This is a genomic window from Bremerella alba, from assembly GCF_013618625.1.
Lineage (GTDB): Bacteria > Planctomycetota > Planctomycetia > Pirellulales > Pirellulaceae > Bremerella > Bremerella alba.
Map to the genome: position 1 here is coordinate 1 of NZ_JABRWO010000015.1, position 22313 is coordinate 22313.

The 22313-nt window shown below is 57.2% G+C and carries 15 protein-coding genes; 12 read left to right on the top strand and 3 right to left on the bottom strand.

What is annotated here, in order from left to right; all coding sequences use genetic code 11:
• Both HOV93_RS22355 and HOV93_RS22360 read left to right on the top strand, forming a co-directional pair.
• On the top strand, positions 1 to 404 hold a 404-nt coding region (locus HOV93_RS22355; RefSeq protein ID WP_207398779.1), incomplete at its 5' end, for a hypothetical protein.
• A gap of 505 nt (positions 405 to 909) precedes the next feature.
• Positions 910 to 1671, top strand: coding sequence for a hypothetical protein (locus HOV93_RS22360; RefSeq protein WP_207398780.1), 762 nt, complete (start codon positions 910 to 912; stop codon positions 1669 to 1671).
• A gap of 438 nt (positions 1672 to 2109) precedes the next feature.
• Here the strand turns inward: HOV93_RS22360 and HOV93_RS22365 are convergent, their stop codons facing one another.
• Positions 2110 to 3075 carry a C-terminal binding protein gene (locus HOV93_RS22365; protein ID WP_207398781.1) on the bottom strand — a complete coding sequence of 322 codons (966 nt, stop codon included), beginning with the start codon at positions 3073 to 3075 and terminating at the stop codon, positions 2110 to 2112.
• Between the two features lie 496 nt (positions 3076 to 3571).
• Here HOV93_RS22365 and uvrA point away from each other — a divergent pair, with 496 nt between their 5' ends.
• Together uvrA and HOV93_RS22375 are read left to right on the top strand one after the other, a co-directional pair.
• Positions 3572 to 10591 (top strand): excinuclease ABC subunit UvrA, encoded by a 7020-nt coding sequence (gene uvrA, locus HOV93_RS22370; RefSeq protein WP_207398782.1) that lies wholly within the window; start codon positions 3572 to 3574, stop codon positions 10589 to 10591.
• 334 nt (positions 10592 to 10925) lie between these two features.
• Positions 10926 to 11309 (top strand): CoA-binding protein, encoded by a 384-nt coding sequence (locus HOV93_RS22375; protein WP_235990809.1) that lies wholly within the window; start codon positions 10926 to 10928, stop codon positions 11307 to 11309.
• Positions 11310 to 11601: 292 nt separating this feature from the next.
• On the opposite strand, the gene HOV93_RS22380 is transcribed toward HOV93_RS22375, so the two are convergent.
• Positions 11602 to 13095, bottom strand: a complete 1494-nt coding sequence (locus tag HOV93_RS22380; protein ID WP_207398783.1) for a hypothetical protein — start codon at positions 13093 to 13095, stop codon at positions 11602 to 11604.
• A 483-nt stretch (positions 13096 to 13578) separates the two neighbouring features.
• Here HOV93_RS22380 and HOV93_RS22385 point away from each other — a divergent pair, with 483 nt between their 5' ends.
• The 8 genes from HOV93_RS22385 to HOV93_RS22420 all read left to right on the top strand — a co-directional run bounded on the left by HOV93_RS22385 (position 13579) and on the right by HOV93_RS22420 (position 21185).
• Positions 13579 to 14130: a hypothetical protein gene (locus tag HOV93_RS22385; RefSeq protein ID WP_207398784.1), complete on the top strand. Its 552-nt coding sequence runs from the start codon at positions 13579 to 13581 to the stop codon at positions 14128 to 14130.
• 222 nt (positions 14131 to 14352) lie between these two features.
• Complete coding sequence (gene thiS, locus HOV93_RS22390; protein ID WP_207398785.1) at positions 14353 to 14553, top strand: sulfur carrier protein ThiS; 201 nt, start codon at positions 14353 to 14355, stop codon at positions 14551 to 14553.
• Positions 14553 to 15395 (top strand): thiazole synthase, encoded by an 843-nt coding sequence (locus tag HOV93_RS22395; protein ID WP_207398786.1) that lies wholly within the window; start codon positions 14553 to 14555, stop codon positions 15393 to 15395. The genes thiS and HOV93_RS22395 overlap by 1 nt, the downstream gene beginning before the upstream one ends.
• A gap of 62 nt (positions 15396 to 15457) precedes the next feature.
• Entirely contained in the window at positions 15458 to 16657 is a 1200-nt protein-coding gene (locus HOV93_RS22400; RefSeq protein WP_207398787.1) for an FIST signal transduction protein, read from the top strand.
• Positions 16658 to 17270: 613 nt separating this feature from the next.
• A complete protein-coding gene (locus tag HOV93_RS22405) occupies positions 17271 to 17711 on the top strand; it encodes a response regulator (protein ID WP_207398788.1) in 441 nt (146 codons plus the stop codon).
• Between the two features lie 181 nt (positions 17712 to 17892).
• Positions 17893 to 19851, top strand: a complete 1959-nt coding sequence (locus HOV93_RS22410) for a tetratricopeptide repeat protein (RefSeq protein WP_207398789.1) — start codon at positions 17893 to 17895, stop codon at positions 19849 to 19851.
• On the top strand, positions 19848 to 20300 hold the full coding sequence (locus HOV93_RS26515) for a DUF2752 domain-containing protein (RefSeq protein WP_207398790.1): 453 nt from the start codon (positions 19848 to 19850) through the stop codon (positions 20298 to 20300). Before HOV93_RS22410 ends, HOV93_RS26515 begins: the two co-directional genes overlap by 4 nt.
• An 84-nt stretch (positions 20301 to 20384) precedes the next feature.
• Positions 20385 to 21185, top strand: coding sequence for an alpha/beta fold hydrolase (locus tag HOV93_RS22420; RefSeq protein ID WP_207398791.1), 801 nt, complete (start codon positions 20385 to 20387; stop codon positions 21183 to 21185).
• Between the two features lie 308 nt (positions 21186 to 21493).
• Here the strand turns inward: HOV93_RS22420 and HOV93_RS22425 are convergent, their stop codons facing one another.
• On the bottom strand, positions 21494 to 22033 hold the full coding sequence (locus tag HOV93_RS22425; RefSeq protein ID WP_207398792.1) for a DUF2617 family protein: 540 nt from the start codon (positions 22031 to 22033) through the stop codon (positions 21494 to 21496).
• Between the last annotated feature and the right edge of the window lie 280 nt (positions 22034 to 22313).

A 22313-nucleotide genomic window follows, 5' to 3' on the forward strand; every position in this document is an offset into this window, starting at 1 on the left:
CCAAGGTTTCCAAACCGAAGCCGCGAAGAATCGACGGGATCAGGGTTCCTTCTGCCCAGGAAATGGACCGCGCGCTGGCGTGGGTTTCATTTCACCTCAAACTGCTCGGCCTGCAAGGCGGCGAAGTGAGGCGGTTGCGGAAGCGGCTGAAGAAACACGGCCAAGCGGAACGTCTCGCTCCACGAACTACCCACGTCCGCGGTCATCGCCCCAGTAATACGAAGAAAGCACGCGTGCAGCGTGTGCCACGTCTTTGTTTGCGGGAATATGCGAAGACGAGCCTGGCGGTTAATCGGGCGTCGCAGACAGCATCTGAATCGCAAAGCCATGCCCACGAAGACGTGAGCATAGCACCCGAAAAGAGGCCGCAAAGCTCTCCAGCAACCGAACGCGGGCCTCCGTGATCAAGCGATGAAAATCACCTTCGTAGGGTGCCGAGCAGTGACGCGAAGCGGAACGTATCGCACCGAATGCGGTCTCTAGCGGCAAGCAATGCGTGAACATTGTTCGTGGTGCGATGCGCTGGCGCTGCTCTCACCCTACATGGACCTCCCTAATTCCTGTTCCCTCTCCCTTTGAAAGGGAGAGGGTGAGGGTTTCTTGAATACGTACTGATTAACCATGCACAAACACACTCCGCTCTAAACCGGATCAACCGGATCGGATTGCCAGCCTGCGTATGCGCGGGTTGCTTTTGCATGCGCCTTACAATCGTTAATAGGCCAACCGTCGGTGGCCCCCGGATGAAGAATTCGTCCATTCTTGCCTATTGGCATCGCGGTTGCAGTAGTTGGCATTGGTTCGTCTTCCCCTGGCAAGGTACGATAGAGGTAGGCGGCTCGAATGTAACTTCAACCTACGACGCGACTTCCCTTCCCGCAGCGGCGGGCAACCTCACGGAGCAATAGTATGGCCAAGATGGTGGACACCATCGACCGGTTCAATAACTCGGTTCGCACGTTGTTGATCTTGCTGCTGCTGATCGCGTTCTCGACCGTTTCGTACTACGGGTGGTCGGTTTACAACGAAAAAGAGCTGGAGATCGCCCAAAAGAACGAGCAGATCGAACAGCACGTCGCCAAGATTGGCGAGTTGGAAAACGAGATCGACCTGCTCGCCCTGCGGCTGAAACTGCTGAAGGTCGACCGCCGCGTGGGGCGGCTTTCGGTGCTGAGCCAAGAGAAGCCAGACGATGCCGAGCGCGTTCAGACGATCATCGAATTCGTCGAGCTGAACGACCAAGGCAAACCGATCACCAAGCCACAGCAGTTCAAGATCGACGGGGACATGGTCTACGTGAACGGCAAGGTCGTGAAGTTCGAGGACGAGTTAGTTGAAACCAACGACCCGCTCCGCTCGGCTTCCATCTACATCCTGCAGAAGATCTACGGCGAACATCAAAAACCGATCGACGGGTTCACGATCGACAAGGAAGGGGAACGCCCCGAAGCGTATGGCCTGCGGGACGAGCCGAACGAGTTTGAAAACAAGATCTGGAACAACTTCTGGGACATCGCCAACGACCCGGTCAAGGCCTCGGAGTACGGCGTCCGCGCGGCCCACGAAGAATCGGAAGGGATGCGCGTTCGCCCCGGCAAGAAGTATGAAGTCGAAATCCGCAGCAGCGGAGGCCTCTCGATCCGCCCTCTACCCGAAGAAAAATCAACCTAGAGCAGGGCATCGATCCCAACACCGGGCATCCCAATCGAAAGGCTCATCAATCGGGTGGCTCAGAGTTTCATCTCTGAGTGGCCGAAGGCCACAAGCGGCTAGTGCATTAGGCTTGAACGAAGTGGAACGGCCCCATCCTCTACAACGCCAGCCCATGAGCCGCTTGTCGGCGACGCCGACCCGGAGATAAATCTCTGGGCCACCCCTGGGGAAGTGAAATGGCCAGGGGTCAAGACAACTGCCAACAGGATGGGTGGCTCAGAGTTTCATCTCTGAGTGGCCGAAGGCCACAAGCGGCTAGTGCATCAGGCTTGAACGAAGTGGAACGGCCCCATCCTCTACAGCGCCAGCCCACGAGCCGCTTGTCGGCGGCGCCGACCCAGAGATAAATCTCTGGGCCACCCCTGGTTGGTCATGCTAAGGGGTTGGGAATGCCGCTTAGCTGGCGGTTAGCCCGTTGCGGACGTTCTCTGGCGTGGTTCCTTGCAAGCAATCGACCACTTGCCGCGAGACGCGACTGCGCATGTTTTCCAGCGATTCGAAGCTCACAAAGGCCGCGTGCGGGGTGACAATCACGCGCGGGTCGTTGTAGGGGGCGATCGTCAAATCGCAGGGTTCCGGATCTTGGACATCGAGTGCGGCTCCTGCCAGCTCGCCAGCTTCTAGCGCTGCGGCCAAAGCGTCGTGGTCGACAATTGCCCCGCGAGCCGTGTTGATCAGATAGGCCGTTGGCTTCATTTTTTTGAACTGCTCGGCTCCGAACGACTTTTTCGTCTCAGGCGTCGCCGGGATGAGAAGCGAAATGAAATCCGACTTGGCCAGCAGGTCGTCCATTTCCACCGTCTCGACGCCCTCCATCGACTTACCACTGCGGCTGGTAGCCACCACGTTCAGGCCCAAGCACTTGGCCTTTGCGGCCAGCAGCATGCCGATATTGCCTAAACCGACGATCCCCAGCGTTTGACCTTCCATCCGACGCATGATAGGGCCGGCCGTCAGGTCGTATTTGCCGCTCATGGTGTCGTGGTGGTACATGGCCACCTTTCGGGCACACGCGAAAATCAACGCCAACGTGTGCTCGGCCACTTCGGTCAAACAATAGTCTGGCGTGTTAGTGACCAAAATGCCTTTCGACGTACAGTACGCCATGTCGATGTTATCGAGCCCAATCCCCAGCCGGGCCACGATCTTCACCTTAGGAGAGGCCGAAATGACTTTTTCAGTAACCTGAGCCCAGTTGGTCATGATGGCGTCGACCTGGTGCTGCTGGGCCAAAGCGGCCAGCGAATCCTCGTCTTTCTCGGTCGCCACGATCAACTCGACATCGTTATCGGCGAGAACTTGTTTTTCGATTTCCAGCTCTTCCCAGGCATAGTCAGTCAACAAAACGTGGAATTTGGCCATGATGTGTCTCTTTCGGTCTGGGAGAGGATTCAGCGGGAAAACCGCCTATCGTAACAAATTTTTTTAACCAATTCAGAAGGGGATCGAGCAGAAGGAACCACGGAATTCACCGATCGACGCAGATCCAAGACAAGCAGGGGGTGGCCCAGAGATTTATCTCTGGGCGGCATCGCCGACAAGCGGCTAATGCATCAAGCTTGTACGAAGTAGAACGTTCCCATCCTGGGTAACATCCATTCATTAGCCGCTTGTGACCTGCGGCCACCTAGAGATAAATCTCTAGGCCACCCCTCTGGTTGTTTTATCTCCACTTTCACTGCAGATCTTAGGTGAAATGGGTGGTTACTTGTCGTGTTATCTCCAAACTGTCCCGTTTGGAACTGCTCATTTCCTGGGCAAGGGGTTACGGCGTACCCTTCTCCATGCTTGGCAGGTCCCTTAAAATCGATGAATTCGGTCGAACTTAGCCGCGAAGTGAACCCACGGACGAGCATCTATGCCGGTTTCCGATATTGAAGTCAAAGGGGCCCGCGAACACAACCTGCGCGAGGTCACGCTGACGCTTCCTCGCAACAAACTGATTTGCCTGACCGGCGTGAGCGGAAGCGGGAAAAGCTCGCTCGCGTTTGATACGGTCTATGCGGAAGGACAACGGCGCTATGTCGAGAGTCTGTCCAGCTATGCGCGGCAATTCATGGGCCAGATGCCCAAGCCCGATGTCGACTTCATCGGTGGCTTAACCCCCAGCATCTCGATTTCCCAGAAGACGACCAGCAACAACCCTCGCAGCACGGTCGGTACGATCACCGAAATCTACGACTACCTGCGCGTGATTCTCTCGCGGGTTGGCCAAGGGTACTGCAGCGAATGCGGTAAAAAGCTCACCGCCCAGACGCGGGAACAAATCCTCGAACGGATTCTCGGGCAGGAAGAAGGAACGTCGTTCTCGGTGCTAGCACCGCTGGTCCGTGTCCAGAAGGGGGAGTTCAAAGATCTGTTCATCGACCTCCTCAAGCAAGGCTTCGTCCGTGCTCGAGTCGACGGCGAGATCATCCAGCTGAACGACGATCTGCAGCTCGATCGGCAGATGCGGCACAACATCGAACTCGTTGTCGATCGTCTGAGCATCAAAGAGGGGGTCCGTGGACGCCTGTCCGAGGCAGTCGAACTGGCCCTGAAAATGGGCGAAGGCAGCCTCATCATCGCCCCGCGCGACGATGAGAACCCCGAAGCCGAAGACGCCGCTCCGAAAAAGAAACGCGCCAAAAGCAAACGCAGCAAAACGGCCGTCGCAGGGGACATGATGTTCTCGGTCGACTATGCCTGCGTCGACTGTGGAATCTCGTACAGTCCGCCGACGCCGCAGCTGTTCAGCTTCAATTCGCCGCAGGGGATGTGCCCGACGTGCGACGGCCTGGGCAAGGTCTATACGTTTGATCCCGAACTGCTGGTACCGGATGTGACCTTGTCATTCAAGCAAGGGGCGATCGAACTGCTGGGCAAATGGAAAGAGCTCGGCCGCTGGAAGCGTCACATCTACCAGGGCATGGCCGACACCATGGAGCGGAAGTACGACCTGGGCAAAGGGGCCATCATGGAAACGTCCTGGCGCGACATGAGCCAAGAGCAGCAAGATTATCTGCTGTGGGGCACCGGCGACGAGCACATCACCTTCACCTGGCGGGGCGGCAACAGTCCGCAGATGTACGGCGGCACGTATGGCGGCATCGTGCCCGATTTGTTGGAGAAGTACCGCAACTCCAACTCGAAGCCGCAGCAGCGTCAACTTGAAAAGTACATGGCCACGGTTATCTGTCCGCAGTGCCATGGCGAACGCCTGAACCCTCAGGCTCGTAGCGTCAAAATAACCACGACCAGCGAGGCGTTCGGCGAAGATGGCTCGCGTTCGCTGCCCGAAATCTGCCAGCTGTCGATCCAGCAAGCGTCTGACTTTTTCGACGAGTTAGAGCTCGATAGTCTTTCGCAAAAGATCGCCGACGAAGCGGTCAAGGAAGTTCGCGGGCGGCTCGGCTTCTTGCAGAATGTGGGGCTCGAATACCTGACGCTCGACCGAACGGCCCCCACACTTAGCGGCGGTGAATCGCAGCGAATTCGCCTGGCCGGTCAAATCGGCTGCGGACTGGTGGGTGTGACGTATATCCTCGACGAACCGTCGATCGGCCTGCACCCGCGCGACAACGACCGTCTGCTGGCCACGCTGAACGACCTGCGAGACCTGGGCAATACGGTCCTGGTGGTCGAGCACGATGAAGACACGATGCGCGTCGCCGACCACATCATCGACTTCGGTCCCGGGGCCGGCGTGCGTGGCGGGTACGTCGTCGCACAAGGTTCGGCCAAGCAACTGGAAGCCGTCGATGAAAGCGTCACCGGGCGTTTTCTCTCGGGCAAAGACAAGATCGAGATCCCTGAAACGCGCCGTCCCTTGGGCGAAAAGAAGCTCCGCATTGTCGGTGCCGCCCAAAACAACTTGAAGAACATCACCGCCGAGATTCCGCTGGGCGGCTTCGTCTGCATCACCGGGGCCAGTGGTAGCGGTAAGAGTTCGCTGATCAACGGCATCCTCGTCGAAGCGCTGCGGCGTGATTTGAACGGCGGCCTGGGCGAGCCGGGCGAACACGAACGGATCGAAGGGATCGAGCATCTCGACAAGATGATCGCCATCGATCAAAGCCCGATCGGCCGCACGCCACGCAGCAACCCGGCGACCTACATCAAAGTGTTCGACGAGATCCGCGACCTGTTCGCGCAGCTGCCAGAGTCTCGCAAGCGGGGCTACAAGCCGGGCCGCTTCAGCTTTAATGTCGATGGGGGTCGCTGTAGTGCCTGTGAAGGGAACGGGGCCAACAAGCTGGAAATGGACTTCCTTGCCGATATCTGGGTGACCTGCCCGGTCTGCGAAGGACATCGTTTCAACCGCGAAACGCTGGAGATTTTGTTCAAAGAAAAGTCGATCGCCGACATCTTAGAGATGGACGTCCAAGAGGCGCTAAAGACCTTCGAGAACGTCCCGAAGATCGCCCTGAAGCTGCAAACGCTGCACGATGTCGGGCTCGACTACATCAAGCTCGGCCAGCCTTCGCCGACCCTTTCCGGCGGTGAAGCCCAACGTATTAAGCTGGCCAAGGAACTCTCGAAGCGAAGCACCGGCAAGACGTTGTATCTGCTGGACGAGCCCACCACCGGGCTGCACTTTGCTGACACGAAGATGCTGCTGAAGGTCCTGCACGACTTTGCCAAGGTCGGCAACACGGTGCTAGTGGTCGAGCACAACCTGGACGTCATCAAAACGGCCGACTGGGTTGTCGACCTGGGCCCTGAAGGGGGCGTTAAGGGTGGTACGATCGTCGCCGAAGGCACGCCTGAAGACGTGGCGAAGGTCGAGGCATCGTTCACCGGTCAAGCGCTCAAGCCGCTGCTCAAAGGCGAAACCAGCCGAGCCGTGGCCGAGATTAAACGCGCAGCGAAAGAGTCGCAGCAGACCATCAAGGTTCTTGCCAAGCGGATCGACGTGCGTGGTGCCAAGATGCACAACTTGAAGGACGTCAGCGTTGGTATCGATCGCGACAAGATGACCGTCTTCTGCGGTCCTAGTGGTAGTGGTAAAAGCTCGCTGGCGATGGATACGATCTACGCCGAAGGCCAGCGACGCTACGTCGAAAGCCTGAGCGCCTACGCGCGGCAGTTCGTCGGCCAGATGCAGAAACCGAAGGTCGACCACATCGAGGGGCTTTCGCCTGCGATCGCGATCGAGCAGAAGAACCTCGGCAAGTCGCCCCGCTCGACGGTCGGTACCGTAACGGAAATTTACGACTACCTGCGCGTGCTGATGAGCCGCCTGGGCGAGCCGCATTGTCCAGACTGCGATATCCCGATTAAGACGCAAACGTCGACGCAAATCACCGACAAAGTGCTGCAGGAAGAAGAGGGGACCAAGCTGTTCCTGCTCGCCCCGCGGACGTTGGATACCGGTCAGCAATACTCGGACCTGTGGGAAGAAATCAAAGCCGCCGGCTACCAGCGGATTCGTGTCGACGGCGTCGTGCATACGATCGATCGTCCCCCCAAGATCGACCGCCGCCGCAAGCATGAAGTGGAAGTGGTCGTCGACCGCATTTCCGTTCGCCAGGATGCCCGACCGCGCATCGCCGACAGCGTAGAAATCGCCCTCAGCCAATCGAGCGGCGTGCTGGTGATCGCCTATGCCGAAGACGACGTCCCCGAAGCCCATTGGCGGACCAAGCGTTTGAGTCAGAAGCTCTCGTGCGAATCGTGCGACCGCAGCTTCGAACCTCTCTCGCCGCATAACTTCTCGTTCAACAGTTACCTCGGCTGGTGCCCCGACTGCGAAGGCCTGGGAACGCAAACAGGGGCCGATCCGACGGCCCTGCTCAGCGACCCCAAGCGAACCCTGGCCGAGGGTGCACTGCGGTTGTGGCCTGACTTAAAGTCGCCCACCGCGATGAAGATGCTCGAAGCGATCTGCCTGAAGAATAAGATTCCGATCGATGTTCCGTTTGAACAGCTCGGAGCACGTCAGCGGCGAATCATTCTGCATGGCACCGGCGATACGCAATACGATATTTTCGCCGACAAGAAGAAGACTAAGATCGAGTTCCGCTTCCAGTTCAAAGGGTTGTACCCGGCGTTGGAAGATGCCTCGCGGCTCAGCCCTTCGTTCCGCGGTCAGCTCGAATCGCTGGTGGCGGAAGTCGAATGCACGACCTGCGATGGCTCGCGTCTGCGTGACGACGCTTCGGCAGTCCGGTTCCGCAAGAAGACGACGCGGGACCTCACCAGCTTGCCGCTGGCCGAACTGCTCGAGTTCATCCGCGCGGCCAAGCTGAAAAAACGCGAGCAGAAGATCGCCGGAGAACTGCTCCGAGAAATCGACAACCGCGTGCAGTTCCTGCTAGATGTCGGTCTCGACTATCTGACCCTTCGCCGCACGGCCCCCACGCTTTCCGCCGGGGAAGCCCAGCGTATTCGCCTGGCCAGCCAACTCGGCAGCGGGCTATGCGGTGTGCTGTATGTGCTGGACGAACCGACGATTGGCCTGCACCCGCGCGACAATCTTCGCCTGCTCAAGGCGCTGCATCGGCTGCGTGACCTGGGCAATACGTTGATCGTGGTCGAACACGATCAGGAAGTGATTGAAGGAAGCGATCGCCTGATCGACTTCGGACCTCAAGCAGGTCGTCACGGTGGAACGATCGTGGCCGAGGGTACGCCTAAGCAAATTGCCAAAGCCCCCGACTCGGTGACCGGTCCTTACATTTCCGGCAAACAGGCGATCTACGCTCCGTCGAATCGCCGGATGATGTCGATCGCCAATAACTCGGACGAGGACGTGATCGCCGATTTCAGTAGCCCTTCCGGCGAATGGCTCGAGATCGTCGGTGCCAGCCACCGCAACCTGCGGAACGTGAACGCCTCGATTCCGCTGGGGGCATTGGTGGCCATTTGCGGCCCGAGTGGTAGCGGTAAAAGCACGCTGGTTCAAGACATTCTCTACAACACGCTGGCTCGTCGACTGCACCGCGCCGCGACCATCCCCGGCGCGCACGACGCGTTGCGTGGCATGGAGAACATCAACAAAGTCATCCGGGTCGATCAGCAGCCAATTGGTAACAGCCCTAGCTCCAATCCGGCCACTTACACCGGTGTATTCGATCTGATTCGCGATCTGTTCGCTCAGCTTCCCGATGCCAAGGTGCGCGGCTACACGGCTCGTCGCTTTAGCTTCAACGTGGAAGGGGGACGCTGCGAAGACTGCCAAGGCATGGGGCAAAAATGCATCGAGATGCACTTCCTGCCCGACGTGTGGGTCACGTGCGAAACGTGCGACGGACTGCGGTACAACGAAGAAACCTTGGCGGTCAAGTTCCACGGCAAGTCGATTTCCGAAGTGCTTCAAATGTCGTGCGGTCAGGCCGTGCAGCTCTTCGAGAACATCCCCAAGATTCGCCGCACGTTGCAAACACTGTGTGATGTGGGTCTCGATTACGTCACGCTCGGCCAGTCGGCACCGACGCTTTCCGGTGGGGAAGCCCAACGTGTGAAGCTGGCTTCTGAGCTGGCTCGGCCCGACACCGGACGCACGCTGTATTTGCTCGACGAACCTTCCACCGGGCTGCACTTCGAAGACCTCAAGAAGCTGCTGGATGTGTTCCATCGCCTGGTCGACCTGGGCAACACGGTGATCGTGATCGAGCATAATCTCGACATCTTGAAGCAGGCCGACTGGGTCATCGAAATGGGACCGGAAGCGGGTCAGGCTGGCGGCCAGGTCGTGACGGTGGGTACGCCGGAAGATATCGTCGCGTACTCGAAGTCGTTCCTGAAGCTGGCCAAGAAGCAGAAGAGCGAAGAATCGACCCTCAGCGACGAACGGGGCATGACCTGGCTTCGCAGCCATACCGGCGAAGCGCTCGGTCCGGTTCTGGAAGCGGCCCCGCTCGAAGAGCGTCCGCTGTACGATCCGCACGCCACCAACGAAGAACGCGAAGGGGACCTCGACATCGACGATGTGGGTGCCCAGATTCAAATGCCCTGGGAGATCGACGGGCGGCTCTGGCATACCAAAAATCGCGTTGGCCGCGACGGGCAGCCATGCAACTGGGATGGCAAGATCCTGTCCGAAGTGGTCGATCGGATTCAAGCTTCCGACTCGTTCAGCGATGCCAATTGGAACTCGAGAACGATCGTCGAGATTGCCGCCAAGAGAAAGTCGGACGGCTGGTTCTTCCATGGCATCAGCGGCGAAAGCTGGCTGGTGAAGCTGAAGTTTCGCGTGATGAAGGGAACGTTCAACAAGTATGAACTTCCTCAGGAACTCGACCTGCTGACGCTGAATCAGATGGACGAGTTGCCTATCTATAGCAACGATCCGCGGGTAGTCGTGAAGAACCTGCGAGGACCTTTCCAGGAAGTCGAAATCAAGGCCCACAGCTGGCAAGAGCTTAACAAGCCGGAATTCTGGAAGTTTGTCGACGACGCCATCATCGGCTTTCAACGGTACGAGTCGACCATCAGTCATGACGTGGAAAGCCACATGCCGTGGAAAAAGCTCGGCGAGAAGTGGCACCTCTCGCGTAAAGGCTTTCCGCCAGGCAAGAAGATAGCCTGGGAACAAACGGTCCTAGAGGAACTGATCGAGCTTCTCAGCGAGGTCGCTCCGCATGGCGAAATCTTGTGGAACAACCAGATGCTCATCAACATGATGATCCCTGGCAAGCGCACGGCCTGGGCGGTGGTGACCACAAAGAAACCAGAGCATGTCCGCCTGGAATTGAAGTCATCCCACGCGTCCACTACGCAGGGAAGAATTGCCGATTTAGGTCATGAACCGAATGTCGATCAATCGCGCGTCGGCGAAGAGGTTGTGCGGATTCATTTCCGGAGCGAAGCCGACTTGGAAAAAGGCGATTTGCGAGCGTTTTTGAAGGAGAACTTTGATGGACAATCTTCTTCTGGTCAGCAATCGCTCCTCTAAAGATTAGATTGTGATAGCGAGGTTCCCCTTGCGCAAAAGGATGTGTTTTGACCGTGGAAATACGGGGTAAAACGTAGTTCCGCGGTTGCGAACTGAGCCCGAGAAAATTGTCTCGAATAATATAAATTCTTTTCTTGATGGTCATGGATTGACCTATTCGCGTAACTCTAAGCGCCCCAGGAACGTTCGTCGAAACGGGAGTCTCGGACGACTCGATTTCGACATTTGACGTCATGCGGATTCCCGTTATTAATGGAAGTCTAGGGCGTTCGCAGACCAGATGTTCCTGGTTGCTTTCTGATATGTCCCTCCAATCTTATTGAGGAGATCGCGAATGATGTCGAAGCCAACTGTGGCCATCTTGGGAGCAAGCGAGGAGCGTTCCAAATATGGGAACAAATCCGTCCGAGCTCACTTAGAACGTGGGTACGATGTTTACCCTGTGAATCCCAAGGGTGGCGAGATCGAAGGACTGAAGGTTTACACCTCAGTGAAAGACATTCCTGTCGATCAGTTGGACCGCATCAGCGTTTACGTTCCGCCGGCGGTGGGCATGAAGATGGTGAGCGACATCGCTTCCAAACCGGCCCGGGAAGTCTTCTTCAATCCTGGCAGCGAAAGCTCCGAACTGTTAGAAGCTGCCCGGCAACGTGGCATCGACCCGATCCAGGCTTGCAGCATCGTCGATGTCGGCGTAACGCCCAACGCACTCGACTAAGCGAAACGCTGATCCTCCTCAAAGCTGGTAGACACCAATAGGAAAGGCCACGTCAAAAGACGCGGCCTTTTTTCGTCGAGCCGGCTCAAAAACGATACAGACAAGACCTGCCGAACCAGGGGTGGCCCAGAGATTTATCTCTGGGTCGGCATCGCCGACAAGCGGCTCATGAATGGGCGTTACCAACGATAGAGATGTTCTATTTTGTGCAAGCTTGATGCACTAGCCGCTTGTAGCCTGCGGCTACCCAGAGATGAATCTCTGTGCCAACCATACTGGGTTTAAACCTATGCTAGGCGGCTTGTTTCTCTTCGTCGCTGGGCTTTGATCCTGAGCGGGATCGTTTCAGCCAGCCTTCGCCGATAACCCGGAGCGCGACGCGGTCTTCCAGGTTCGGGCGGAAGATCGTCAGCAGCATCAGCGGCATGTACCAAGCAATGTAGGTCGTTCCGTCGTTGGCATGCCAGAACTGGGCGGCAAGCATCAGGGCGGCCGTGCAGCTGAGAAGGGTCCCCAGGTTCTTTTGAGCGGGCCAAATGGCAAACGCGATCGAGACCACGCCAAACCCTGCCAAGACGGGAATGCGATAGGCGTTCGAGTTGAAATAGTAGTTCCAGAAGCCGGTGTAGCCTTCGTCGCGGGGGAGCCACAAACCGAACATCGCGCGGAACTGGTTCAGGAAGGTCTCGAAGTCGGACGAGGTCAGCGCCAACGACAACGCCAATAAAGCGAGGGTCGCGACCACCCCAATCAGGAAACGACCGCGGCCGCGTTCCCAGTAGTAACTGAACCATAGCGGCAGCAGAAACAACGGGTAATAGAGCGTTCCGATCGCGAAGCCCATGAAGATGCCAGAGACCAGCGGTGTGCGGTAAAAGAAGATCGCCCAGACCAGCAGCGCCGCCGGCATGACGTGATCGATCCGGCCGGTATAGACGGCAGAGTAGGGGAGCAGGAAGTAAAACATCGCTGCCCCGACCCCCATCTTCACGTTATCGAAATGACGGTAGCCCACCAGGATGATGCCAGCGATCAAAGCCAAGTTCGCCAGGATCGCCATCGTTTTGGTGACGATGACGGTAATGTGTTCGGTCGTTGCCAGGTCGGTTGGCTCTCCTTGCTGAGCCAATTGATAGGTCGGAATTCGAGGTACTAACAGCAGCATACGATAGCCAGGACCGAAATGCCGGAGCGACTCTTCGACTTCCTCGGGGCTGCTCTTCGAGGCCTCGCGAACGCCGCGCAGGTCGGCATCCGACGGACGCCCGACAATCACATTGGTCATCAAAAAGATGAACAGCGCACAGGTGATAAAGGTCATCCCGCCAATGGTCAGGTTCGGCTCGAGCATCGGGCGTCGAACCATCGTCGGGTCGAGAAACAAGCGAATGACGATCAAAGCGCTCAAGCAAAACAGCCAGATGTAGCCAGCTTTCTCAAGCGTTTTACCAACCTGCAGCAGCTCTTGCCGCGTCGGGGGGGGCTTTTCTTCGGTCGGTAGCGCGGCTGCGGCCTGGTCGGGAAACTGCACCGCCGGTTCTAACTCTGGTACCAGCGGGTCTGCCTCCGCGACAATCAGCGGCAGGCTGGGCGCGATATTGATGCTTTGCTGACCGAAGTAGACCATCAACAGCCCAGGCGAAAGGCCAATGATCAGCAAGATATCGAGGTTGCGAACGCTCCAGACGCGGTTGAACTTGAAGTACAGCCCGATCACCAGCAGCGACGACAGGTAAGCCCAAGTCGTCGGGTTAACGCTTTCGTATTGAAAGAGTATCTCGCGCATCAGCCGGCTGAAGGGGTAGTTCGACGAGGTCTATCCGACGCAACTTACGGCCGATTGTGGAGGATCCGGCCGGATTGGCATCCACCAAATCCTATTATCAACTAATCGAATGCCCGATTCCAAGCCCCAGCGACCACTCGTTATGCGGGATTTTCAAGAAGTTTGGGATCGAGCTTCGGTGTTCATAACTTCAAGAAGAATACGCATTTCCGTTAAAAACGCAAGGACACGCCCGTCGAGCCATGAGTGCCGCTTTCGCCACCGTCCTAGCCAGCAGCCTGCTGGCGATTCGAACCCAACTTATCTCTGGCACATTAGGGAGAAACCACGTACGATGTCGGATGGTTAGGGCATTGACGCCCACGTTAGGCGAAATTCGGCTCGGCGATCCTGGGGACCAGCACCCTTTAAGTAGCTTCTTCCGGCCGACTTCGGGCCAATCTTTTCTTCCCCCTTTGATGGAAACCTTTGAGGACTCAATTCATGAAGCTCGATTCGACAACTCGTTTCTGGCTAGCAAGTTTCGCGGTGGGAAGCGTCATGACGGCGTTTGCTATCGTTGGCATGACGGTCGGACTTCAACTGCAAAAACCAGCCATCGAAATCCCGGTCAGCGCCACGGCGAGCACCTGGAGCGAAACCATGTGCGCCGCGACCGGCCGCGTGGATGAAGAAATAGAAGGTCTATTTACCCTCGATTCATTGACCGGCGACCTCCAGTGCGCGGTCTTGAATGGCCGCACAACGAAGTTTGCCGGCTTGTTCCGCACCAATGTGCTGCAAGACATGGGTGCCGACGCCTCGAAGAAGCCGTCGTACATGATTTTGACCGGTGCGGCCAGTTTCCCCGGCCAAGGGGGCAACACGCGTCCTGGGGATTGCGTTGTGTATGTCATCGATTCGACCACCGGTCGTTTCGTCGTCTATGGGGTGCCGTGGCAGCGAACGCTGGCCGCACGAGGCGCACCGCAGCAAGGCGCTTTGATCTTGTTAGATTCCGGCACCGCTCGCAATGTCATGCTTCGTGAACCGTAGTTTGCGAATTGGTTAACAAGACACTCGATCGGGCCTGCTTCGCTGCCGAAGCAGGCCCTTTCTTTTGGTTCAAACCCGCAATTCCGCCGGAAAACGCAGCCCTGGGCAAATCGTCCGGTTGTCGAGAGAAACCCTCTCGCCGTAAACTTGACAAAGGCCCGGCCAACGGCCCAAAGAGGCTGCCGGTTGGCAATGCGGCCTGATTTTCTGTCTGAGAGCTTCATGAAAATACGCATTAATGAAGAGGAACGCGACGTTCCCGAGGGTGCCTCGGTGGCGGATATCGTCGCAACACTTTCGCTGAATCCCAAATTCATCGCGGTGGAAGTCAACTTAGAACTCATTCCTCGTGCCGAACATGGTAGCCATAAGTTGTCTGATGGCGACCAGTTAGAAGTCGTAACCCTAGTCGGAGGTGGCTAATGAGTCTTGTCGAAACAACGACCAACGACGCCCCTCTCGTTTTGGGCACACACACACTGCGCAGTCGACTGATTGTGGGGACCGGCAAGTACGATACGCTTGAACTGATGCAGCAGTCGCTGGAAGCTTCCGGCAGCGAGTGCGTGACGGTGGCCGTTCGTCGCGAGAAACTGTACGACCCCACCGGTCGTAATCTGCTGGACTACATCGACTTCCATCGCTATACGCTATTGCCCAACACGGCCGGTTGCTACAACGCCCGAGACGCCGTGCGGACCGCCAAGCTTGGTCGAGAGATCTTGCTGGGGCTCGAGAACCCCGGTGCCGACTGGGTCAAGCTCGAGGTCCTGGCCGACACCAAAACGCTGCTGCCAGACCCGGTCGAAACAGTCCAGGCATGCGAGCAACTGGTCGGGCTGGGCTTTCAGGTCTTATGCTACACGACCGACGATCCGGTCATTGCAAAACGCCTTAAGGAAGTCGGCGCGACGGCCGTGATGCCCGCCGGCAGCCCGATTGGCTCGGGGCAGGGGATCTTGAATCCGAACAACATCCGGATCTGCCTAGAGTATCTCAAGGGAGAAGACCCTGACTATCCGGTGATTGTCGACGCCGGCGTGGGTACGGCCAGCGACGTGGCCTTTGCCATGGAACTGGGGGTCGATGGCGTGCTGTTGAATACGGCCATCGCCCACGCCAAAGAACCTGTGCGGATGGCCCATGCGATGCGGCATGCGACCGAGGCGGGTCGTTTGGCGTTTCAATCTGGTCGGATTCCTCGGCGGCTGTATGCTTCGGCCAGCAGCCCGGAAGATGGCGTCATCGACCGCACGAGTAACTAGTTGCCCAAGCACGTCTGCAGGGCAGAGCAGTTCCCGTCCACTTACAAAGTTAAGCAGAACCTATGACCAAGCCGCACCCCAAATTTGCCGCGGCACTTTCCGTTCAAGAAACCACCGAAGAAGCGCTCGCGGAAGTCGTGCGAGAAGCGCTCGACGCCTTGGCTGCACCGGTCGATCTGGCGCTCGTCTTTCTTTCGCCGCATCATATCGAAAATGCGGAAGTCGTCGCCAAAGAATTGACGCGTCTGCTGGGCACCTCGAATGTCATCGGCTGCACCGGCGAATCGATCATCGGCGAATCACGCGAAGCGGAAGATACGCCTGCGATCAGCTTGTGGCTGGCCCACTTGCCGCAGACGACCGTCTTGCCGATGCACTTAGAGTTTCAGCGCACCCCTGATGGTGGCTCGATTGTGGGTTGGTCAGACCAACTGCCAAGTGCTTGGCCTAAAGATGCCTGTACGCTTGCAGTGGCCGAGCCTTTCAGCTTTCCGTCCGACCTGCTGCTCGAGCGCATCAACGAAGATCAACCAGGCATTCCGGTGATCGGCGGGATTGCCAGCGGCAGTTATCAGCCAGGCGAGAATCGTTTGATCCTGGGGGATCGCGTTTTCGATAGCGGCGGCATCTTGATTTACCTGCATGGAAACATCCGCGTACGAACGATCGTTTCCCAAGGTTGCCGGCCCATCGGCGATCCGTTGATTATCACCAAGGCCGAACGCAACGTCGTTCACGAACTCGGCGGACTGCCGGCCCTCAATCAGCTTGAAGCCATCTATAAAACGCTGCCCGTTACCGACCAACAGTTGGTCAGCCGTGGCCTTCACATCGGACGCGTGGTCGACGAATACCAGGCAGACCGCAGCCAAGGAGACTTCATCGTTCGCAACGTGGTTGGGATCGAAAAAGAAACCGGGTCGCTTATGATCGGCGACTACGTGAAGCCAGGCCAGACGGTGCAGTTTCATGTGCGCGACGAGTTCTCGGCATCGGCCGAACTCAAGCAGTTGACGGCGGAAATGAAGAAGAACGGATCGTCCCCGATGTCGGTGCTCACGTTCACTTGCAATGGGCGCGGGTCGAAACTTTTCAGCGAACCGCATCACGATGCGAACTGCCTGAAAACAGCATTCGGCAAGATCCCCAACGCGGGCTTCTTCGCCTCGGGAGAAATCGGACCGGTCGCTGGCAAAAATTTCCTGCACGGCTTCACGGCAAGCGTGGCAGTTCTGGAAGCACTGGAAGAGAAGTCCGAGTAACGCGATTCCAGGTAGAGCAAAAGTGGTGCACCACTGGGTGGTTGGCCCAGAGATTTATCTCTGGGTCGGCATCGCCGACAAGCGGCTCATGCATCAGGCTTGTAGGAAGTAGAACGTTTCCATCTTAGGTATCGTCCATGCACTAGCCGCTTGTAGCCTGCGGCTACCCAGAGATAAATCTCTGGGCCACCCCGTGGAACTGGGCATGTGCTTTAACAAGGCGTGTGCTTCGTAGATAAGCCTACCGGGCACTTCACGGCAGCAGCTGCCGTTCCAACTCCATCAACCGTATTCGATCTTCGTGAAATCGAACTCGCTGCGACTTCAATTTCCGGTGATTCACTAGCCGGCCCCCCCGGCTTGAACCCACAGACAGGCCACAAACAGCATCTTGGTCAAAACAATCAAGGCAGTCGGAATGCGTACCAGAAGGCGATAATTCACGGCCATATATCCTCAAAGCAAAGCAGTTGGATCCTTTCCAGCCTAATTACTCAGCGAGAAACCTCAACTAAGTTACCAGGCCCAGGCCGTATCAGCCGTTTCCGCGAAGCGACTTGGCTTCTATAATCACGAGATCGATTCGCCCTTTCGGGATATGTTGAGGAGCACCATGGCGGACAGCTACAAGATTTTGATTGCCGACGACAATCAAGCCAATGTTGAACTCTTGGAGGCCTTTTTGGCCGGCGTCGACTGCGATACGGAAATCGCCGTCAATGGACAAGATACGCTCGACAAAGTCGCCAGCTTCAAGCCAGACTTGATCCTGCTAGACGTGATGATGCCCAAGCTCAGCGGATTCGAGGTCTGCAAGCAGCTGAAGGCCGAGCCATCGACCAAAGGTATTATGATACTTATGGTTACGGCGCTGAACGAACTGGGCGATATCGAACGGGCTGTCGCTGCCGGGACCGACGATTTCCTCTCGAAGCCGGTCAATCGCATCGAATTGACCAAGCGCGTCGAGAACATGCTTCGCCTAAAAAACGTCGAGAATGAGAACGAACGGCTGCGACAGTACATCGAGCAGATGGAAAACAGCCGCAGCTAACCCCCCGCTTGTCAGGCAATCGCTGCACCGTTCATGCCGATGCAGGCATGAACGTTTGTCTCGCCGACTTTCTTGCTTGTCGGCGGCTCACAGGCAGAGGACTTCGGACTCTTGCCTTGTTTCGAGGCGGCCCTGAGGGGTATCCTTAAGGAGTCCCTTTTGTCATGGCGAGGAACGATCTATGCCTTGGAATGTACGGCTCGGCTTTCAGATAGCCGCGGTCTGCTTGTTAACGCTCGGACCGTGGTCTGCTGTTTCGGCCCATGCGCAGTCGGCATCGGCCAACGCACCCGATAAAGTTCAGGCGCTGATCACCCAGCTCGGCGACCGTAACTTTACCGTTCGCGAAAGGGCTCAGTCCGATCTGGCCCGAATGGGCATCGCGGCATTCGATCAGTTGTTCGGAGCGATGCGCGATTCCGATTTGGAAATTGCCCGCCGCGCTCAGTACCTCATTCGTAGTGTCGAAATCGAATGGACTCGCCCTGAGTTCTCGGAAGAGGTCAACGCCTATCTTAATCGCTACGGCAACTTGAACGTCGACAATCGCCGGAGCCGTATTGGCGAGTTGTCGCGACTGCACACAATGGACGCGCTGAGTGCGCTTTGCCGCATCAGCCGCTACGACGTTTCAGAAGTTCTCTCGAAAGAAGCCGCGCTGGCAGCGTCGATCCAATTTCAAGGATCCTCGGCCGAAGAGAAGCCGCAGATCATCGAAATCATTTCCGAGCGCATCGAGGACAGTCCGCGCGTGGGGCCTAGCTGGCTGAAGATCTTCCGTACCAGTTTGAACCAACCCACCGAAGCGATCGCCCAGTGGGAAGACCAAATCACCGAAGAGATCGACCTGTTCACCACGCGGCCAGCGCTTACCAGCCAACAGGTTGTGCTCGACCTGGTGCGGTGGGAAGTCGATCAGCTGCGCGAGCAGGGCAAGCAAGAAGAAGCGTTGGCAACAATGGAAGATGTCATTCGCATCAGTGCCAAATTTTCAGAAAGCGAACTGCTCGATCTGACGACCTGGTTTCTCGATCGCAAAGGGCCTTCGGTGGTCGGTCAACTTGCCGAATACCACGCGAAGAAGTCTCCGGCGCTCGATGGCATGCCGATCGGTGGCCCCTTTGGCGAGAACCCTTCGCTGCTGTACCTGCTGGCCGAGTCAGAGCTAGTGCAAGACCATATCGAAAAGGCCGAACTGTACGCCCAGGCAGCGCTCGAGCTAGAGCCTGACTCGTACGACAGCCATTACCTGACTGCCCAGGCTCTTTCCGACCGGGGCACTTACCGCTGGAGCCGTAACGAGTATCGCTACGTGATCGACAGCTTCGGCGACCCCATGGAACGGGAATCGATGCTGGCGCGCATGCAACTGGGCGAACTGGAAAACGACCTGGGCTCGCCAGAAAAAGCCGCCGAGGTGATGTGGCCTTGGGTGGAAGCGGTCGAGAAGAAGTTCGGTCCCAAGAACCCGCTCAATTCCGATCGGGACGAAGCCATCTCGCGTTTTCTGGCCCGCAGCTATCTTTTCCGCGCGACCGCCGCCGAACAACGCGGCGACCTGGCCGCCGCCAAGAAGGACCTCGACAAGGCCCTCAAATACTACGAGGACGAAGCGGACGTGTTGATTGCTTCGTATCGGGTGGGCCAGCAAGACGACATGTGGAAAGCCAAGGCCAAGGAACACATCGACCACACGGTCGATTTCTACAAGCCGTTTGTCGAGAAGTTTCAAAAGCAGTACGAGATCTTCAAAGAGAACAGCCGCGGCGACGACTTCATGGGCGCTCAAGGCTCGCAGATGGCCAACTACTGCAATCAATACGCCTGGCTCGTCTGCAACACCTACGGAGACTTCGACCACGCGATCGCGTCGAGCGAACTCTCGCTGGAAATGCAGCCTGGCAATGGTGCTTACTTAGACACACTGGCCCATTGCCACGCGGCCAAAAAAGACTGGGCTTCTGCGGTCAAGTATCAGCGCATGGCCGCCATGCAGATCCCGCACTCAGGCATGATTCGCCAGAAGTACCAAGAGTTTGCCGAGAAGTGCAAAGCGAACAACATCGAGTTCGAAACCATCGAGCTGCTGCCCAGCCCCGACTCGCACTTTCCTGAAACCCAGGAAGAGGGCAAGCCGTGAGTTCTTCGGTCGTGATGCCGCTGGATAGCGATGTCCCCCGGCCGAAGTGGAGCTTCCACATTATCATGCTAAGCATGGCCGTGGTGGTGACGATCCTCTCGTTTGTGCTTTATACCGATGGGCCACACGATGTGGTTATCCCCGGGCTGAATCTCGCCTTGCCGCCGACCTGCAGCATGCAGAACATGGCTGGCATCGACTGCCCCGGCTGCGGTCTGACGCGAAGCTTCATTTCCATCGCTCACGGCAAACTGGACGCCTCGCTGGCCTTCAACCCGGCTGGGATCTTAATCTTCGGTGTGGTCCTCTTTCAGATACCCTATCGCATCGCCCAACTGTGGCGAATACGTCGCGGGTTGCCAGCTTGGAACTTGAACTCGGCCTCGCTTTGGATCTGGGGGCTGATCGGGATCGTGCTGATGGTGCAGTGGATTGGGAAGCTGGTCTAACCAGGCACCTCTCCCAATTCCGTCGCCGTCTGCGACAATGACAGGCGGCTATCATCTTGTGACTTCAACCGGCGGAGCATTCCCATGGACCAAACACTGCAAATCGGCGACACCTCGTTCCACGTTCGCATCGCAGGGGAGGGAAGTCCGCTGGTCCTGGTGCATGGGTTTCCCTTAGACCATCACATGTGGGACGCCGTGTTCGACTCGCTGGCCGAGCAACATCAGGTGATTGCGATCGACTTACGCGGCTTCGGCCAAAGCGACGGCTATCGCGAGATCGTCCCGATGGAGATGTTTGCTGACGACATTGCCGCGATTTTAGATGCGTTGGAAATCTCGGAACAAATCACCTTTGCCGGCCTGAGCATGGGGGGCTATATCGGCTGGCAGATGTGGCAGCGCCATCGCGATCGGTTGAGCCGCATGATTCTGCTGGACACGCGGGCTATCGCCGACGACGAGGTCCAATCCAGGGCACGCCGAATCGCAGCCGAAGCGGTTTTGTCGGCCGGCATGGAGGACGTGCCGGTTAACATGCTGCCCAAACTTCTGGCCGAAAGCACCCGTAGCGAACAGCCGGAAGTAGCCACCGCGCTGACCGAGATGATCTTGCGGCAAGATCCCCGCGGAGTAGCCGCCGCCCAGCGCGGCATGGCCCAGCGGCCCAACGTCGAAAGCTGGTTGAATGAGATTACCATTGCGACCCTCGTCATCAGTGGCGAGCACGACGTCATCAGCCCGCCAGAAGAAATGAAAGGCTTTGCCGCCAAGATCCCAGGGGCTCAGTTTGTCGAGATTCCCGGCGCCGGACACATGGTCCCCATGGAGAACCCCACAGCATTGTGCGAAGCCGTGCTACCATTCTGCCGCGACCTGGAATAAACACTTTCCTGTCCCCTCGCCCCTGCGGGAAGAAATTTTCTAACTGCGAATTACGCAGATGGTCGGGGGTAAGCAGGACGTGTTTCGACTCGATCCGAACGACCGGGTAGCCCAGAGATTTATCTCTGGGTCGGCATCGCCGACAAGCGGCTCATGCATCAGGTATGCACAAGTTAGAACGTCTCCATCCGCAACCAACCCCATGCATTAGCCGCTTGTAGCCTGCGGCTAGGTGAGAGATAAATCTCTGGGGCACCCTTGGTTGGTGAGCTTCCAACTGATCCGCGCCCATCGCGGTTCACTTCCCGTTACCCTGGCAGGCGGAAATAGGTTTCCGTTTTGACTATCGCCTGGTCGTCGGGGAAGGTGTGGAACGCTTGGATGAAGACGCTGCGGTTGCGGGTCTCGGCGTTCATGTAGCTGACAGCGCCCATGTTCATGCGTCCACTCGAATCGAATTCGTGCACTAAACCGACCTTGCGATCGTCGTTGCACAATTCACGCTGGCACATCCGAAAAAGCTTCGGCGAGACGGATTCCAATTGAAACGTGGTTTGATAGCGAATGCCGTGACATTCAAACTGATCTTTGCGACGGCCTTTAATCGGATAGGCCATGATGCGCCGCTTGGTCGGTAAATCTTGCTGGGCCGAGGTGCACACTTCCGTTAGCGTGAGTCCTTCGTGCCGCCACGTGAGAACATGACCGCAGTTGGTGATATCCATCTTCAGAGTGTACCCTCCGCGCTCGACTGTTCGCGTTTGAAACGCCTCGAACAGTTCCGGGTGAAGTGGCCTCGTGTAAAGCTGAAAGGCCAGCTGAGCAACTCTTGGACGGATCGAAAGCAATGAAAACTCCTTCTCAGTTTAAGGCGGCGAGATCCTCCTGATCTCGATGACTTACCGCAGCGAGCTAGAGCCGCATGGCTAGTGCAAGCATAGTACGCGCCGGCGTCCTTGATTATAGACAGGCCATAATTTCCCGAGGAATACCGTTTTTTGGCCTGCCTGAATTTGATTATTTACCGCACGAATTTTTTCGCAAGGACTTGACTTTTACCATCGCTTAAGGCGATGGAGTTTGAAGTGTTTAGTTTTCAGCGTTCAGCAGGAACATGTTTCTCGCTGA